5 protein-coding genes and 3 pseudogenes are annotated in these 18,154 nt (G+C 69.8%); 2 read left to right on the forward strand and 6 right to left on the reverse strand.

Features of this window, described 5'->3' with window-relative positions; translation table 11 throughout:
• Positions 1 to 5 precede the first annotated feature (5 nt).
• Both ABFB10_RS10270 and ABFB10_RS10275 read left to right on the forward strand, forming a co-directional pair.
• Positions 6 to 2,108: pseudogene (locus tag ABFB10_RS10270) on the forward strand (NAD-dependent epimerase/dehydratase family protein).
• Positions 2,109 to 2,818: 710 nt separating this feature from the next.
• The gene (locus ABFB10_RS10275; protein ID WP_347166451.1) at positions 2,819 to 3,538 is read left to right on the forward strand and encodes a CpsD/CapB family tyrosine-protein kinase; all 720 of its coding nucleotides are present in this window, start codon (positions 2,819 to 2,821) and stop codon (positions 3,536 to 3,538) included.
• A gap of 180 nt (positions 3,539 to 3,718) precedes the next feature.
• Here ABFB10_RS10275 and ABFB10_RS10280 read toward each other — a convergent pair whose 3' ends face one another.
• The 6 genes and pseudogenes from ABFB10_RS10280 to ABFB10_RS10300 form a co-directional block, all read right to left on the reverse strand.
• Positions 3,719 to 5,053, reverse strand: a complete 1,335-nt coding sequence (locus ABFB10_RS10280; protein ID WP_347166452.1) for a GumC family protein — start codon at positions 5,051 to 5,053, stop codon at positions 3,719 to 3,721.
• A 269-nt stretch (positions 5,054 to 5,322) separates the two neighbouring features.
• Entirely contained in the window at positions 5,323 to 5,985 is a 663-nt protein-coding gene (locus ABFB10_RS10285) for a 4'-phosphopantetheinyl transferase family protein (RefSeq protein WP_347166453.1), read from the reverse strand.
• Positions 5,982 to 9,734 carry a MupA/Atu3671 family FMN-dependent luciferase-like monooxygenase gene (locus tag ABFB10_RS10290; RefSeq protein WP_430523006.1) on the reverse strand — a complete coding sequence of 1,251 codons (3,753 nt, stop codon included), beginning with the start codon at positions 9,732 to 9,734 and terminating at the stop codon, positions 5,982 to 5,984. Before ABFB10_RS10290 ends, ABFB10_RS10285 begins: the two co-directional genes overlap by 4 nt.
• 328 nt (positions 9,735 to 10,062) lie before the next feature.
• Positions 10,063 to 10,488: pseudogene (locus ABFB10_RS24085) on the reverse strand (formyltransferase family protein); the annotation flags it as partial.
• Between the two features lie 12 nt (positions 10,489 to 10,500).
• Complete coding sequence (locus tag ABFB10_RS10295; RefSeq protein ID WP_347166454.1) at positions 10,501 to 11,508, reverse strand: glycosyltransferase family 2 protein; 1,008 nt, start codon at positions 11,506 to 11,508, stop codon at positions 10,501 to 10,503.
• A pseudogene (locus ABFB10_RS10300) lies at positions 11,505 to 17,982 on the reverse strand (type I polyketide synthase). The gene ABFB10_RS10295 and the pseudogene ABFB10_RS10300 overlap by 4 nt, the downstream one beginning before the upstream one ends.
• Positions 17,983 to 18,154 lie beyond the last annotated feature (172 nt).

The raw sequence follows: 18,154 nt of genomic DNA on the forward strand, positions 1-18,154 counted from the left end.
CATTCATGGCAAACCCCATCCGAGTCGGTCTGATCGGGGCCGGATACATCGCCGACTGGCACGCCGAAGCCCTGGCGGCCACCCCCGGTGTGACGATCTCGGCGGTCTGCGATCTGAACGAGATCGGCGGCGCAGGCATCGGCGGCCCCCCACGGCGCGCGGGTGTTCACAACGCTCGGGGCCATGATCGACGCGCAGCTTTGCGATGCGGTGCATATCCTCACGCCGCCCAACGTTCATGAGGAAATCGCGACAGAATGCCTTGCCGCGGGCATACACGTGCTTGTGGAAAAACCTGTGGCCGAATCGGGTGACGGTGCGTCAAGAGTGCTGGCCGCAGCCCAGCAGGGCGGCGCGCGTTTCCACGCCGGGCACAACTTTCTCGGCCTGCCGTCCTACGAGCGCATGAAGGCCGCGATGATGGCGGGGGATTACGGGCGCATCTCTTCGGCAGAGATCACTTGGGCGCTGCCCCGGCGCCGCTGCGGTCGGGGCCCTACAACCTGTGGCTGCTGCGCGAGCCGAAGAACCTTGTGCTGGAACTGGGGCCGCATCTGGTGGCCTTCGCCCATGACCTCTTTGGCCCGGTCGAGGTGCTGCACGCCGAGGCGTCGAAGCCGGTGATGCTGCCGGGCGACGACCCGCGTCCCCAGAGCGTCCGGGTGCTGGCGCGGGCGGGCCAGGTTGACGTGAACTTCACCATTTCCATGGTCGAGACGGTGGACGACCGCTCTGTCACGCTGCGCGGGTCCTCGGCGCGGGCGCGGCTGGATTTCGCGCAGGACGTTCTGCTGGTAGAGCGTGAGAATGCCGCCGATCTGGTCGCCAATCCGCTGCGCAAACAGCTGGAGCTGACCCGGCAGCACCGCCGCGAGGGCTGGCGGAACGCGCTGGTGCAGATGCGCAGCCTGAACAGGCAGAACCCCTATGGCCGCAGCTTTCTCGGCATGAACCGGGCGGTCTACGGCGCCATCGCCGACCGCACCCCGGTCGATGCGCGGTTCTCGGGCGAAAGCGCGGTGGCAGTGATGCGCACGCTTGATGCGGTGATCGACGCGCTGCCTGCTGAGGTGCTGGCGGTGAAGGCACCCGCCGTGCGCACCCGCGACCCGAAACCCAGCGCCATGGTCATCGGCGGCACCGGCTTCATCGGGCGCGCGCTGACCCGGCGCCTTGTGGCCGAGGGGCGCGATGTGCGCGTGCTGTCGCGCGGGCGTCACGGTCCCTTTCCCGACCTGCCCGATCAGGTCGAGACCATGGCCGCCTCTCTGTACGATCTGGACGCGCTGACAGAGGCGATGCAGGGCATCGACGTGGTCTTCAACCTTGCCAAGTCGATGGACAAGACATGGGCCGACGCGCTGGTGAACGACGTGGGCGTGACGACGCGGATCGCCATGGCCTCTGAACGGGCGGGGGTGAAGCGGCTGGTCTATACCGGCACCATCGCCAGCTACGACATGTCCGACCCGGGCGTGACCATCACCGAGGACACCGGCTTTCCCGAGGACATGAGCGACCGCAATATCTACGCGCGCTCCAAGGCCGAATGCGAACGCCAGCTGATGAAGCTGCACGCGGAACGCGGGTTGCCGGTGGTCATCGCCCGGCCCGGCATCGTCGTCGGCCCCGGCGGGCCCCTGCAGCACTGGGGCATCGGGCGTTGGCACGGGGCCGGTGCGGTGCGCATCTGGGGCCACGGCAACAACATCCTGCCCTTCGTGCTGATCGACGATGTCGTCGACGGGCTGGTGCGCATGATCGACGCGCCGGTCACGGGCCAGAGCTTCAACCTGATCGGAGAGCCGATGCTGTCCGCGCGCGGCTACTTCAACGAGATCCACAAGGCTCTGGGCGCGAAGATCCGCGTCGTGCCGGGCAACCTCTATGCCTTCTATGCCTCGGACGCGGTGAAATACGGGCTGAAGAAATACGCCCTGCGGCGGCCCGGGGTCATCCGGCCCTCGCTGGCGGACTGGAAAAGCCGGGCGCATTTCTCGCCCTTCGACAACCGGCACCCGAAGGCGGCTTTGGGCTGGCAGCCCGAGACCGATCGCCCCAGCTTTGTTGACAAGGCGATTGTGCGCGCCAATCTCTTTGGCTTCTAGGCGGGGCGCGGCGCCAACCGTGAACAATTCCCGTAAAACGGACTTATTCTGGCCTGATTTCTTTGGTTAAACGGAAGAAAGATCGGCATTCAGACCGGAAACGGGGCTATCGCGCGTGACCGCAGGACAAGTCAGCATCGCAAGTCAGACGGCGGCCCGCCCGGGTGGGCGTACCGCGGGTCGGTGTCGGACTGCACCGGGGCGGGGGGCATGACCATGATGGACCGCCCCCGGTTCCGCCGGAAACACCAGACAGCGACCGGCAAGATACCCGGCGACGAGGCCGCCGCCCCGCTTCCGCCCCGTGAAACCCGTGCCGAAGGCCCTGCCCGTCCCGAAGAGGGGCAGGCGGTGGCTTCGGCTGCACCCGAAGAAGCCCGCGACACGACCGAGGCCGGGCAGGCGCGCGCCGATGCCGCCCGTCACAAGACTGTCGACGAAGACCAGCGGCGCAGGGATCTTGCCGAGAAACGCCGGTTGGCCGAGACGCGGGCCCGTCAGGCGCGCGCCGATGCGGAGCGGTTAGAGGCAGAGGCGCGGCGGGCCGCCGAGGCCGAGGCAGAGGCCCTTGGCCATGTCGCAAAGCCGCCTGCAAGACCGCTGCCGGCCGAGGCCGCCGCGCCGCTGACGCTGACCGATCCGGTGGCCCCGGCGGCGACGGCAGCCCGGCCCGCCGAGCCCCCCACCGGCCCGCGCCCGAGCCGGACCGCTTGTGGTCCGCATTGGGCGAGATCACCGTCGACGAGAGCCACCTGCACCGCAACCGCATCATCACCGCGCGGCGCGACGACCCGGCCCATACCGCCTTTGACGTCTTGCGCACACGCCTGCTGCAGGCACTGCACGAACACGGCTGGAAGCGGATCGCGATCACCTCGCCGGGGCAGGGCTGCGGCAAGACCTTTACCGCCGCCAACCTTGCCATATCGCTGTCGCGGCAGGAAAACTGTCGGACGCTGCTGCTGGATTGCGATCTGCGCCGCTCGACCCTGCATCAGGTCATGGGCGTCGACAGGCCGGGCTCGCTTGGCGACATGCTGCGGGGGCGGACCAGCCCCGGGGATCACCTCAAGCGCATGGGCCGGAACCCGGTTCAGGCCGGGCGCAACATCGCCTTCGGTTTCAACGACGTGATGGAGCCCTATGCATCGGAACTGCTTCAGGATCCGCGCACGGCCGAGACCCTGCACCGGATCGAGACCGGCTTTGGCACCGATGTCATGCTGTTCGACCTGCCGCCCGCGCTGTTCTACGACGACGTGATTGCCTTCCGCCCGATGTTCGACGGCGTGCTGCTGGTGATTGGCGGCGGGCTGACGACCGAAAAGGAAATCAAGGACGTCGAGCGGCGGCTGGGCGCGGATACCCCGCTGCTGGGCATGGTGCTGAACAAGGCCGAAGGCACGGAAATGGACCGCTACACCTACTGACGCATCCGCTGTCTTGGCCGGGACACCCCTGCCGGTCGCGCTGCCGGAGCATCCGCGCCCCGGCCCGTGTCACGGGCCCGGTCGGGTTGTACGGGGCGCATGGGTGCGCAGGGACAAGGCCCCGAGGCGGACCAATATGCGCCCGGCAATCCCGTCAAAGCGGCGCAGCCCGGTTGTCTTTCAGCCGCGGGCAATCCGGCGCGGCAGGAAGCGCCCCGCCAGTTCCGCCAGGGCAGGCACGCGGTTGGCCAGCAGTCGCAGCCCGGCGGCGATCAGCGCCAGGAACATCAGGATCTTGGCGCCCAGCTTCAGCCCGCCAATCGTCCGGTCGCGGCGGGTGGTGATTGTGGGGATCGAGACGACCGGCTGCACACCCAGCATACGCTCCATCTGCGCGGCGCTGCGAATCGCCGGGTTCATCAGTTCGACGATGAAGGCGGCGGCCAGCCCGGCAAGAATGCTGGCAAATCCGCCCATCATCGCAAGCTGCTTGCGCGAGCGGGAGACCGGGGCCTCGGGCACCAGCGCGGTTTCCAGCACCTCGAACCGGTCGGTGGCCTGGCGGTCTTCCAGAAGCTGACCCATCTCGGCCTCGGCCTTGCGGCGGGTGATGACGCTGTACTGATCCTGAAGCTTGGTCAGCTCGCGCTCCAGCCGGTTCAGCTCGCGCTCCACCTCGGGGGCACCGGCAAGCAGCGCTTCGATCTGCGCGATGCGTTCGGTGATCAGCAGCTTCTGGTCCTGCAACAGCTCGACCTGACGGGCGGTGACCTCTTCGCGCTGCCGTGATGTGGTCGCCTCCAGCGTCACGATCTGCTGGTCGAGATCCAGGTCGGTGTCGCGCAGGGTGCCAAGCTGGGCGCGCAGTTCCGTCACGCCGTCGGGGATCTGCTCGGCGTTCTCGCGCTTGAAGGCGGCGATCTGGCCCTCTTGCGCCTCGATCGCCCCGGCGATCCGGGTCTCTTCCGCGGAAAAGAAATCAAGGGTTTCGCGGGCACGGCCGCTGCTGCGGTCGCGCGACTGGTCGATCACCAGGGTCATCAGGTCGTTGGCCACATCCGCCGCCTTCTGGGCGTCGTTCAGCCGCACGGTGATGATCAGCCCGGACGGGGCGTTGCCGCCGGGCGCATAGGCCTGCGCCGCGTTCACGATTTCCTGGATCCGGGCGGCCTCGCGCATGGCGGCGACGCGCTCGTTCATGGTGATGCCCGGGCGATCGGTGAAAAGGTCGTGCTTTTCCATGATGTTGACCAGGTTGTCACGCGCCATCAGCCGCTGTTCGATCAGCCGCACGCGGCGCGAGGCATCGGCGCTCTGCGAGGCGCTGGCACCGGCCAGCTGGTCGGGCAGGCGGGCGTCCTCGATCTGCACGACGGCGGTGGCCTCGTATGCCTTCACCTGCCCCAGCGCGAGGTGCACGGACAGCACGCAGCCCACCACGGCCACGATGACAATAAGCCACCCGCGACGGCGCAGGGCGGCAAAGACCTCGTCGATCGACTGGAACTGGTTCATTCTTCTCGCGCTCCCGCAAAGAGGCCCCCAATGCGGAGACAGCCTGTCCCGGTTGCGTCCCGGTCTCGCCGGGATTGCGTCCGGCCTTCGCCGCCTTCACGCCGCAATCTAGGCCGGATGCCGCAATTTTGCCACGGACTTTCCGGCGGCCCGGGGGAAACAATGCGTGTCCACCCCGTGAACCGGCGCCATATTTCTGCCGTAAACACAGAAAGTTACGCGAAATCAGCGCCAAATGTGGCGCCCGGGTGGCGGGCTGGTCGGGGGAATCAGTCGGGTGCGAGGCCCAAAGACAGGATCAGCCGCGGCCCGGCGGTCTGCGCAAGGCGCAGGGCCTGCTGCGAGTCGGGCGCGAAGCCGGCGGTCTCGGGGTGCGGCGGAAAGCGGGCCTCGCCGCTGTGCAGATCGACCGTCAGGCCATGGAAGCCAAAGACCGTCCGGCTGCGCGGATACTGCGCCTTGTACAGCGCCTCTTTCGCGGAAAAGAGCCTGCGCGCCAGCATGGGCCGGTCCCCGGCAGGCCGGTCCGCGATCTCTTCGGGGCGGCAGATCTCGGCGATCAGCGCCACGGGCAGCGGCTCGGCGGGTTCGATGTCGACGCCCAGCAGCGGGTGCCGGGTGCTGTCACCGACCACGGCGATGGCGGCGCCGGCGCTGTGGCTGATGCTGCCCGACACCCCGGCGGGCCAGAGCGGCGCGCGGTCGGGTCCGGCGGGCAGCGGCGGCGTCTTGTACCCAAGCTGCGCCAGCGCCCGGCGGGCGGCGATCCGGCCGGCGAGGAACTCGGCCCGGCGCGCCGGGACCGCGCGCGCGACATGGGCGGCCTCCTCGGGGAACAGCCTGCCCTCCTCGCCGATCCGGGCGGTTCCCCAGAACAGGCCGGGGCGGGTGACCTGCCGAATGAGGTCCGGCAGGTCGGACAGGGGGCTCATGCGCGGCGGCGGGCCCGCATCTCGCGGCGCCGCGCCATGGCATCGCTGCGCGACTGCGCGCGCTCGGGCGCTGCGGCAGGGGCCTGTGCGGGGTGCGGGGCAGGCAGGCCGTCGACCAGCTGCGAGACCCGCTCGGCAAGGTCCGAAAGCACCGGGAAGCGGAAGATGTCGGTGATCGACAGCTGCTTTGCGCCCAGCTCGTCGCGCAGGGCGCGATGCGCCTGCACCGCCAGCAGGGAATGCCCGCCGAGGTCGAAGAAACTGTCGCGCGGCCCGATTTCCGAAACGCCAAGCACAGAGGTCCAGATCCGCGCCACCGCCTGTTCGACGGATTTCGCGGGTTTGCCGGGCCGGGCCGGGGCGGCGGTGGCCGCCGCTTCGCGCCGGGGCGCCGGGGCCTCGACCCTGCGTGCGGCGGGGGCGGGCAGGGCCTTGCGGTCCACCTTCTTGTTCGGGGTCAGCGGAAAGGCGTCCAGCGCGACGAAGCGGGCGGGCACCATGATGGCCGGCAGGGTCTCGGAGAGGGTGGCGCGCAGCGTCGGTTCGTCCTGCATACCGCCTGTATAATAGCCGACCAGCCGCAGGTCGCCGGGCTGATCCTCGCGCGGGACCACCACGGCCTGGGTCACACCCGGCACCGCCTCCAGCGCGGCCTCGATCTCGCCCAGTTCGATCCGGTGACCGCGCAGCTTGATCTGGCCGTCGACCCGCCCGACAAAGTCGATGCGGCCATCGGCGCGGCGGCGGACCAGATCGCCCGTCCCGTACATCCGCCCGGCGTGGAACGGGTTGTCGGTGAAGCGGTCCGCGGTCAGGTCGGGACGGTTCCAGTAGCCGCGGGTGACGCCCTCGCCGCCGATCCAAAGCTCGCCCTCCATGCCGACCCCGACCGGCTGGCGGTCGTCGTCCAGCACGTAAAGCCTTTGGTTCGCAAGCGGCTGGCCGATATTGACCACCGCCTCGCCGCCCGTGACCGGCTCGACCGAGGACCAGATCGTGGTTTCGGTCGGGCCGTACATATTGGTCAGGGTGGCGCCGGTCAGGCCCCGGAACTCGTCCACCAGCGCCCCGGGCAGGGGTTCGCCGCCGACGTATACATGTTGCACACCACGCAGGGCAAAGCGCGCCTCGTCGTTCATGGCGATCATCCGCGCCATCGAGGGGGTGCATTGCAGATGGGTCACCCCGTGCCGCACGATCTGCGCGGCGATAGAGAAGTCATCCGCCGCAAGCTCTGGCGCGGCCTTCGCGGCCTTGACCACCTGCGCCAGCGGCTTCAGCCCCTCCAGCACCGTCTCGCGGTCGATGCCGTAGTCGATCAGGCAGGCGATTTCCGTCACGCCGATGCGCTTCAGGTCGTCGGTCCGCGCCAGCGCATCCTCGACCGTGCCGAACAGCCCGCTGTCGGTGAAATAGCGTTCGAAGGCGAAGTCGAGGATGGCGTCCAGTTCCTCGGGTTCCAGCCCGTCGAGTTGCAGGTCGAAGGCGTTCGACACCCCCTCGGGCCGCTTGAAGGCGGGAAAGGCCCAGGCGTATTGCTTGATCAGACCGGCGGCAGAGCGCAGGTAGTCCTTCATCGGCTCGCGGGCGATCTCGCGCGCGTGGTCGCGGCTGTCCGACAGGAAGGTGTGCAACATCAGCGTGACGCTGAAATTGGCCGGGTCGTGCCCCGCCTCGCGCAGGGCCTCGTGGTACAGCGCGATCTTGCCGCCGACCTCGTCGACGGACTGGCCCAGAAGGTGCGTCAGGACGTTGCAGCCGGCGCGCCCGGCCTCGCGCCATGTCTCGGGGTTGCCGGCGGTGGTGACCCAGACCGGCAGCTCCTTGGAGACGGGGCGCGGCTGCGTCACCACCTCGTGCAGCGTGCCGTCCTTGCGGGGAAAGGCCACCGCCTCGCCGCGCCACAGCTTTCGCACGGTCTCGATGCTTTCCATCATCGCGGGCTTGTTGGCGGGTGGCGTGTTCTCGGGGCGCAGGACGAAATCGTCCGGCTGCCAGCCGCTGGCGATGGCCATGCCTGCGCGCCCGTTCGTCAGGTTGTCGATCACCGCCCATTCCTCGGCGATCCGCGCCGGGTGGTGCAGGGGGGCCACGACGGAGCCGCCGCGCACGCCGATCCGCTTGGTCACACCCGCGACGGCGGCGCCGGTGACAGAGGGGTTCGGATAGGGGCCGCCGAAGGCGTGAAAATGCCGCTCGGGCGTCCAGACGGCGACAAAGCCGTTTTCGTCGGCGAATTGCGCGCCTTCCAGCAGCAGGCGGTACTTGTCGCGGCCCGTGCCATCGTCGTTGCCCCAATAATACAGGCTGTATTCAATCCCGGCGCCGCCGGTGGTCATCGGCCCCTTCGAGATCAGCCCGCGATCCTCGTCGCCGGTCAGAACCACCGTCAGCCCGCGCGCGGTGGTCCAGAACAATTCCAGCACGGAAATGTCGAAGCTGAGAGAGGTCACCGCCAGCCATTTGCCCTGCGCGGGGATATGCGCGTCCATGCCGGTGTAGAAGTTCAGCACGTTGCGGTGTTCGATCATCACGCCCTTGGGCTTGCCGGTCGAGCCGCTTGTATAAATCAGGTATGCAAGGTTCTCCGGCCCGCTGAGAGGGGCGGGGTTGCTGTCCGGCGCGGTGGCAAGCCGCGGTTCCGCGTCCAGCACTAGAAGCGCGGCCTGATGCTCTGGCAGCTGCGGCGCCACGCCCGCCTGCGTGACGATCACCGGGGCGCCGCTGTCCTCGACGAAGTGCTTCAGCCGGTCGGCGGGGTAGCCCGGGTCCATCGGCAGGTAGGCGCCGCCCGCCTTGAGGATCGCCAGCGCGCCCACCATCAGGTCGACAGAGCGGCGGCAGCACAGGCCGACGACGATCTCGGCACCGACGCCCATCTCGCGCAGCAGGTGCGCGGCGCGGTTGGCGCGGGCGTTCAGGTCGGCGTAGGTCACGCGCTGGTCCTCGAAGATCAGCGCCACGGCGTCGGGGGTCCTGGCCACCTGCGCCTCGAAGGCCGCCTGCATGGTCAGCCCGCGATCGTGGCCAGTGTCGGTGGCGTTCCACAGGTCGAGGACCTGCGCCCGTTCCGCCTTGGGCAGGGGGGTGTCGGGCGCTGTGGCCCAAAGCTCCAGCCGGGCGGCCAGAAGCTCTGCCTGCGCCGGGTCGATGCGGGCGGTGTCGTAGGACAGGGCGCCGGTGCGCTGAAGCGTCAGCGCGGTGCCGGGCACATGGGCCGCCTCTGAGATACCAAGCGCCGGGGTCTCGGGCCAGTCGAGGTCGGGGTCGCGGGCGAAGAGATCGGCAAAGACCGGCCCGGCGCTGTCGGACAGGCCGCTTTCGCTGGCGCGGCGCGGCGTCCATGGCAGGCAGAGGCCGCTTTGCGCCGCGCGGCTGACGGCATCGTCGGCAAAGGCGAGGTCCGGCGCGGACTGGCCGGTGATCCGCCGCGCCCAAAGCGCGGTCAGCGCGTCGCGGTCGCAGCCCTCGGGCAGGTGCAGCGCGCGCGTCTCGATCCCGCTGCCCGTGCCGCGCAGGCCGGGCAGCATGGCCGCGTCGAAGGTGGCGAAGGCGCGCCGCAGCGTCGCATCGTGGCGGGCGATCGCGGCGATCTCGGCCACGGGCAGCAGCGGGCCGGTGGGCAGGACGTCCCCGACCGAGGCGACCTGGGTGGCGCTGACCGGGGCGCCGCAGATCCGCGCCAGCGACAGCCGCAGCGCGCCGCCCCCGCAGGCGACGGTCAGCGCGGCCTCGGAGGTCTCCAGCACGGTGCCAGTGCGCGGCCTGGCTGGCGGTTTCCGTGGCGCCCGTGACCAGCCAGAGCCCGCCCGCCGTCCGCAGCTTCGCGCGCGCCAGCGGGTTCCAGTAGGGGCCGTGATCCAGCGCGCGCAGCAGCCGCGCCAGATCCGCCGCCGGGCGGGTGAGGTCCAGCACGCCCTGCTGCGCGGGCCGGTCGGTCAGGGCGTGATAGCTGCGCGCGGACAGGTCCTGCGGCACCCGGCGCGGCGTGCCTTCCAGCTGGTCCAGCAGCGCCGGGAAAGAGGCGATGGCCGCCTCGTAGGCCTTGGTGTTCAGGGTCAGCGCGGTGTCATTGGCGGCAATGTCGAAGGCGCGCGACACCAGGATATCGCCCTCGTCCACGCCGCCCTCGATCAGGTGCCAGGTGATGCCGTGCTGGGTCTCGCCCTCGATCAGCGCCCAGACCGGGGCGTTCAGCCCGGCGTGGCGCGGCAGCGGGCCGTCGTGGAAGTTCACCGCGCCCTTCGCGGGCAGGGCCAGCACGTCCCGGGGGATGATGGACAGGTTCGCGATCGACAGCAGCCAGTCGCAGGACAGGCCCGCAAGCCGCGCCCCAAGGTCGGCGCCCGGCGCCTCGACCCGCAGGCCCCGGGCCTGCGCCCAGCCCGCGACGTCGGTGTTGCGGGTGACAACCGCAGAGACCGCATTGCCCCGGGCCAGCAGCTGTTCCGCGCATTGTACCAGCAGGGACTGGTCGCCGATGAGGATCGAGGAAAATGCCATGTCGTTAATCCTTCAGAGCTTGCCCGCGGCCCGGCGCGTCGCCGCCCGGACCGCCTGCGGCTTTCCCGGCAGCGGCCGGAGCATTGCATGCATGTCATGTGCAATCATGTCGCGCAAAAAGCGCGGGGGGTCGGCGGGCGGTTTGCCCTGCACCAGCCTGCGCAGGCGCCAGAGCCCGCCGCCGGTGACATGGGCAAGGGTTGCCAGAATGGCGCCGCCCTTTCCGTAAGCCTTTGAAAAGTAATGCCAGCGGCTGTCCAGCCAGAAACCGGGGATGCGCGACCAGGTCTTCATGCCGGTCGAGACAGAGCCGATATGCGCCACCACGCTGTCGCGCAGGTAATGCGTTTCATAGCCCGCGGCCGCGGCCCGGCGGCACAGGTCGGTTTCCTCGAAATACAGAAAGAAGGTCTCGTCGAAGAGGCCGATGCGCTCCAGCATCTCGTGCCGCATCAGCATGGAGGCGCCGGCCAGCCAGTCGACCCGCTGCGTGGTCTCGGGGATCTCCAGCGGCACGCGGTGCCCGGCCAGCAGCCGCGAGATCGGGCCGAAGCGCGCGGCGCCTTCCAGTTCGGACCAGACCGAGGGGAAGCGGAAGGCGGTGACATGGGGCACGCCGTCCTCGCCTTCGATATAGCTGCCTGCAATCCCGGCCTGCGGGTGGGTTTCGAGGTGATCGACCAGCAGGCGCAGGGCGTCGGGGCGCGGGAAAGCGTCTGAATTCAGGATGTATACATAGTCCGGCGCCTTGCCGTCCGACATGCCCGCGCGGATGCCGACGTTGTTGCCCGCGCCGAAGCCGCCGTTGTGGCCAGAGGCGATGACCCGCACCGGCCAGCCCTGCGCCGCGACATGGGCCTGCATCGCCTCGAACGACCCGTCGCCCGAGTCGTTGTCCACGATCACCAGCTCTGCGTTCAGCCCCTCCATCGCGCGCAGCGCCGAGGCTGCCGAGCGCAGGGTCATCTCGGCGGTGCGGAAGTTCAGGGATACAACAAGTATACGAGGCGCCGGGGTCATTCCGCCGCCCTCCCCCGGAAAGGCACCACGTCGTCGCGCCCGCCCGAGAAGGCCTCGGCCTCTTCGATGGCGCGACCCATCAGGGCGGCCAGAACACGGACGTTCGGTTCGAGCACCATGCTGTCGTGATCGCCCGGCACCTCGTGCACCTCGACCTGCGGGGCCACCAGCCCCCAGTCGTTGTCCTGCGTCACATAGGCCCGTTCGGAGCTGACCAGACGCCCGCCGCCGACCGTCCACTTGCCCGTCAGCGGCGGGCGGTACAGCACCAGCCGACCGCTCCAGGGGGCGACGGTATAGGCGGCGATGGCGCGGTAGAAGGCGGCCTCGATCTCGGCGTTGTGGAAGCCGTGAACCGCGCCGGTGGGCTCTGCCCGGCGGCGTTTCGCGATTTCCCGGGCGACGCGGTTCTTCGCCCAGACAAAGGGATAAAGCGGCCCCCTGGCGCGGGCCTGCTGCCACTGGATCGCCAGCCGGTCGCCGCGCGTCAGCGGGCGGCGCTGCGGCAGCGGCGTGTCCAGCATCACCACCAGAGAGACCTCTTCGCCCGCCGCTTCAAGCTGGCGCGCCACCTCGTAGGCGGAAATGCCGCCGCCCGAGAAGCCGCCCAGCATGTAGGGCCCCTGCGCCTGCACCTGCCGGATTTCGGCGATGTAGTCGCGGGCGGCCTCTTCGATGGTCTCGTGCGGCGCCTCGCCGCCGTAAAGACCGCGCGCCTGCACCCCGTAGAAGGGCCGGTCGGCGCCCAGAAGATGCGCGAGATGGCGCAGGTTCAGCACGTTGCCGAACATGCCCGCGATCAGGAAGAAGGGCTGCCGCGCGCCGCCGTCGCCGTCATGCATCGGCACAAGGTGGGTAAAGCGGCGCTCGGGCGCCTTCGGGGCCTCTCCGGGCTGGTCCAGCGGCCCGGTCTGCGCCTCGATCAGCGCGGCACAGGCGCGGATCGTCGGCGCCTCGAACAGGATGGAGATCGGGAAATCGACGTTGAAGGCCTTCTTGACCATGGCGAAGAGGCGCACGGCGATCAGAGAGTGGCCGCCAAGGTCGAAAAAGCTGTCCTCGGCGCCGACGTTCGAGACGCCCAGAAGCTCTTGCCAGAAACCGGCTAGCCGGGTCTCGATCTCGCCCTCGGGGGCGACGAAGTCGCTGTCGAGCTGCGGGCGGTCGAAGGTCTGCACCGGGCCGCGTTCGGCGCTGGTGGCCCCGGCCTGCTGCGTCAGCGCGTCCAGATCCATCGAAGAGACGACGACCTGCGGCAGGCCAAGGGCAAGGGCGCGGGCAAAGGCCTCTGGCCCTTCCTCCGGGCGGATGCCCTGGCTGAGGTTGTGGGCCAGACGCTCTTCGGCGGGCGACAGCGGCTGCGTGGCGTCGCTGCCGTCGACCTCGACCTCGGCCGCTGTCAGGGCCGGGGTGGCGCGCAGGATGTCGGTGCTGGCCAGCTTGCGGATGGTGAAACCCTTGACCTCGACCAGCACGGTGCCGTCCGGCGCACAGAGCGTGACGTCGAAGCTGGCGGTTTCCGCATCGGCGCGGTTGCGGGCGGCGTTGCGGACCCAGGACACGATGCTGTCGCCCAGCGGCGCATGCACCCGGACCGAGGCATAACGCACCGGCGCCCAGAGATGCGTGGGCTGCCAGCCGTCGATCAGCTCCATCGCCCAGCCGGTCGCGATGTCCAGAAGCGCGGGGTGCAACAGGCAGTTATCCCCGGCGGCCTCGGCGGGCAGCGACAGGTCGGCGATCCCCTCGCCCTTGCCAAGGGCGGTGCGGTCCAGCACGCGCCAGCGCGGCCCGAAGTCCAGCAGCACCTCTTGCGCGGCACTCAGCTTGGCGCCGTTGCCCTCGACACGGGCGTTGCAGCGGGCGCGGATCTCGGACAGGTCCAGCGGCGCCGGGCGGTGGATCGGCAGCAGCGACAGCGAAGCCTCGGCAATGGGCGCGCGGCCCTTGCGACCGTTCAGCGTGGCATCGGCCAGCACCTCGAAGCGATAGCCCGAGTCGCTTCGCACCAGCCGCGTGCGCATCTGGCGGGCGCCGCCCTCGGCCACCCGCAGGGGGCGCAGGAAGGCAAGGTCGCGGATCTCGAAGGGGCCGTCCTCGTGGTGGGCGCTCAGCGCATGGGCGGCCAGCGTCAGGTAGCCGGTGCCGGGCAGCAGGGCGTCGCCGTCGCGGGTGCGGTGTTCGTCGATGATCCAGTCGTCCTGCCCCAGCGTGCTGTCGAAGACCCGGTTGCCGTGATTGTCGAAGCTGGCGGTGTCCAGCAGCGGCAGCGCCACCTCCTGCACCGGCGCCGGGGCGATGTCGCCGGTGCGCGCGGCCACGGCCTCGGCGGCCATGCCGACCTCGGCCCAGATGCCCCAGTTGATCGCGGTGACGCGGGTCCTGCCCTGCCGCCCCTGCGCATAGGCGTTCAGGAACTCGTTCGCGGCGACGTAGTCGACCTGCCCCACCGGCGCGGTGACGGTGGAGGAAGAGGCGAACAGTGCCATCCAGTCCAGATCGCCGTCGGGGAAGACCTCTTCCAGGACCAGCGTGCCGTGGATCTTGGGGGTAAAGACATCCTCGATGCTGGCGGGGGTCTTGGCCAGCAGCGGCGCGTCGTCGATGATCCCGGCGCCGTGGATGACCCCGGTGATGCGGCCAAAGCGCGCCTCGGCCTCGGCCCGCGCGGCCTGCATCTGGCCGGTGTTGCAGACATCGGCGGCCGTGGTCAGGACCTCGGCGCCCTCGGCCTCCAGCGCCTCGACGGCGCGGATGCGGCGGGCGGTGCGGTCCTGCGGGGCATGGCGGGCGAGGTAGTCGGCCCAGTCGGCGCGATCGGGCAGGGCCCTGCGCGCCAGCAGGACAAGGTTCGTGCCGCGCCGCGCCATGGCCCGCGCCAGCGTCAGCCCGACGCCGCCAAAGCCGCCGGTCAGCAGGACGGTGCCGCCTTCGGGCAGCTCGGCGGCCTCGGGCAGGGCGCGCGGCTTCATCGCGCATTCGAAGCGGCGGTCGCCGCGCAGCGCCGCGATCCGGTTGCCGGGTTCGGACAGCAGCTCTTCGAGCACCCGGCCGGCCAGCGCATCCATGGCCTGCGCCTGCGCGGCACGCGCCCCGGCGGCCCCGAGGAACGAGGGTTCCGCCGTGACCGGCAGGGTCAGGTCCAGCGTGCCGACCGTCACGCCCGGCAGCTCGCGCGGGATCACCCGCGCCGGTCCCGCCAGCGTTGCCTTGGACGGGTAGGGCAGCGCCTCGTCCCGTAGCCGGGCCGCACCGTTGGTGACCACCGAGATGTGCAGCGGTCGCGGAATGCTCTCCGCCTCCAGCGCCTGCGCAAGGAACAGCAGCGCGTAAAAGCCCTGCTCCTGCACCCGGTGCAGGAAGGAGGACCCGGGCCGGTGGCCCTCGTCCGCGGTCAGCAGCCAGAGATGCGCGATCCGGGTGGGGACAAGGCCGCGCTGAGACAGGTCCTGCATCAGCAGGTCATAGCCCTCGCGCCCGCGTTCCGGCGCCAGCAGGTAGGAATGCTCTGCCGTCCGGGCAAAGGCATCGCCTGCCCGGACGTCGATCACCGCCTGCCCGGCGCCGCGCAGGCGTTCGACCAGCCGGGTGCCGATCCCGGCGTCGTCCAGGAAGACCAGCCAGACCTGCGGCGCGGCCTCCTCCAGCCCGTCGACCACATCGACCTCGACCGGCGCGCCGCGCGGTCGCCAGACCGGCGCCCAGCCCCAGCCTCCGATCTCGTCGCTGCGCATCAGGTATTGCGGCGCCGCCTCGGTCGCCGCCTCGCCGGGGGCAATGAAATAGGGGCTGCGCTGGAAGGCATAGGTCGGCAGCGGCACGCGGTGGCGCGGCGCCTCGCCCCAGACCTGCCCCCAGTCGATGTCCACGCCCAGGGCCCAGAGCCGGCCCAGCACCTCGAACATATGAACGTCGTCGGCCACCGCCTCATCGGGGTGGCGCAGCGACGACAGCACCGCATTGGCGTTGGTCTGGCCATGCTGGCGCGCCAGCGAGGTCAGCGCCTTGCCCGGCCCGACCTCCAGAAAGACGCGGTTCTCCCCGGCCAGAGCGCCCAGGCAATCGGCGAACAGGACCGTGCCGCGCAGGTGATCGACCCAGTAGTCGGGGCTCTGCGCCTCTTCCGCCGTCATCGCGCGCCCGTGCAGGTTCGAGGTCAGCGGGATCTGCGGCGCATGCAGCGGGATCGCGCGCAGGTAGGCGCGGAAGCGCTCGAGGATCGGCGCCAGCATCCGGCTGTGCGCGGCGATGTCGATGCCGATGCGGCGGCACTCCACCTCCTGCACCCTCAGCCGTTCCTCCAGCGCGTCCAGGTCCGCCTGCGGGCCGGAGGCCACCGACAACCCCGGCGCGTTCACGGCGCCAAGGTCCAGCGCCTCGCCCAGAAGCGACCGCAGCTCCTCTGCGGGCAGGGCAACCGACAGCATCCCGCCCTCCGGCACCTCGTCGAAGAGCGCGCCGCGCAGGTGCACCAGCCCGATGCAATCCTCGAAGCTCATCACGCCCGCGATGCAGGCGGCGGTGTTCTCGCCCATGGAATGCCCGGTCAGGGCCACAGGCTCCAGACCCCAGCTCATCCACAGCCGGGCCAGGGCGACCTCGGTGATCATGATCAGCGGCAGTTGCAGCGAGGGCTTCAGCAGCGCCTTGTCCGCCGCCGCCTCATCCCCGCGCTCGGGCAGCCAAAGCGCCCGGACCCCCGGCTTCTTCTTGGTCAAAATACCTTCAGCGCCATCGCCGCCGGATGCCCCGGTCAGCGTTTCGAGATGCGCCAGCCCCCGGTCCATCCACTCGGCGAAGACCGGCTCTGTCTCGTAAAGGTCGCGCGCCATGCCGGCGTATTGCGCGCCGCCGCCGGGGAACATGAAGACCACCTCGGGCCGGTCCAGCGCGCTATGGTCGTGCATCCGGCGCGGCTCGGCGCCCTCCAGCAGGCGGGCGGCCTGCTCAGGCGTTTCGGCCACCACGATGCGGCGTTTCTCGAAGGCGCGGCGGCCCTCTTTCAGCGTCCAGGCCACATCCGCAAGCGATTGCCCCGGATGGGCGCGCAGATGCGCGGCCAGCCGCGCCGCATTGGCATCCAGCGCCGCCTTGGACCGCCCCGAGACGGTGAGGATCTGGAACGGCCAGTCGCTTTCGGCGGGCGCGTCGCGCTCGGGTGCCTCTTCCAGCACCACATGCGCATTGGTGCCGCCGACCCCCAGCGAGTTCACCCCGGCGCGGCGCGGATGGGCGCCGCGCTTCCAGGCGGTCAGCCGGTCGTTGACGCGAAAGGGCGAGGTCTCGAAGTCGATGGCGGGGTTCGGCGCCTCAAAGCCCAGCGAGGGCGGCATCTGGCGGTGGTGCAGCGCGAGGCTGGCCTTGATCAGAGAGGCCACGCCCGCCGCCGTATCCAGATGGCCGATATTGGTCTTGACGGAACCGATGCGGCAGTGACCCAGGGCGTCCGAGGTCTCGGCAAAGGCCTGCGTCAGCGCCGCCACCTCGATGGGGTCGCCAAGGTAGGTGCCGGTGCCGTGGCACTCGACGTAATCGACGGTATCCGCCGTCACCCCCGCCATGCTCTGCGCCTCGGCCACCGCATCCGCCTGCCCCTCGACCGAGGGCGCGAGGTAGCCCGCCTTCTGCGCGCCGTCGTTGTTCACGGCGCTGCCCTTGATGACCGCCCAGATGTGGTCGCCGTCGGCCACCGCATCCGCCAGCCGCCGCAGCACCACGACCCCCGCGCCGGATCCGAAGACGGTGCCCTGCGCGCGGTGGTCGAAGGCGTGGCAGGCGCCGTCGGGCGAGAGGATCTCGTTTTCCTTGTAGAGATAGCCGCGCCCCTGCGGCAGCTCGATGGTCACGCCGCCCGCGATGGCCATGTCGCATTCGCCGTTCAGCAGCGCCTGCGCGGCGTAATGCGTCGCCACCAGCGAGGTCGAGCAGGCCGTCTGCAGGTTGATCGACGGCCCGTGCAGGTTCAGCACATGGCTCAGCCGCGTGGTCATGAAGTCCTTGTCGTTGCCGGTGTGGCGCAGCAGGAACATGCCGGTGTTCTCGACCAGATCCGGGTTCGAGCAGACGTTGAAGTAGAAATACGACCCCATCCCGCAGCCCGCGAAGACGCCGACCTGACCGGGGAAATTCTCGGGCACATGGCCCGCCGTCTCCAGCGCCTCCCAGGCGGTTTCCGAGGAATTGCCGGTGCTGGGGGTCCATGATCGCCGCCTCCTTGGGCGAGAACCCGAAGAAGTCGGCATCGAACATCTCGAACCCGTCGAGGGGGGCGGCGAAGGGCACGTAATCGCGGTGGCGCATCAGGCCGGGGTCTTCGCCGGCCTCGCGCAGCTCGGCCTCTGTCAGCCTGCGGATCGAGGAGACGCCGTCACGCAGGTTCCGCCAGTAGGCGCCGATGTCTTCGGCCCCCGGCAGATGCGCCGCCATACCGACGATGGCGATGTCGTTCTCGCCGATATCCGCTGCGTCTGTCATGTTTCCCCTACCCCACGTAAGACGCCGCCACCCTCATTCGGAAATGAGTGGGGAATACGGCGTTTTTTAGGTACTCCCCGAAAAAAAGCCGTATTTCTCCGGCTTTTTCCGACACTTGTTTCGTGTTTCCCAACACTCGGGCAGTATACCCGAATTGTTGCGGAATCGGAAA

The organism is Ponticoccus litoralis (assembly GCF_039769985.1).
Taxonomy (GTDB): domain Bacteria; phylum Pseudomonadota; class Alphaproteobacteria; order Rhodobacterales; family Rhodobacteraceae; genus Ponticoccus; species Ponticoccus litoralis.

Bases quoted from the DNA above. Each gene is read 5' to 3' on its own strand.
- ABFB10_RS10280 (WP_347166452.1), bottom strand. From the start codon at position 5,053: ATGAACCAGTTCCAGTCGATCGACGAGGTCTTTGCCGCCCTGCGCCGT.
- ABFB10_RS10285 (WP_347166453.1), bottom strand. From the start codon at position 5,985: ATGAGCCCCCTGTCCGACCTGCCGGACCTCATTCGGCAGGTCACCCGC.
- ABFB10_RS10295 (WP_347166454.1), bottom strand. From the start codon at position 11,508: ATGACCCCGGCGCCTCGTATACTTGTTGTATCCCTGAACTTCCGCACC.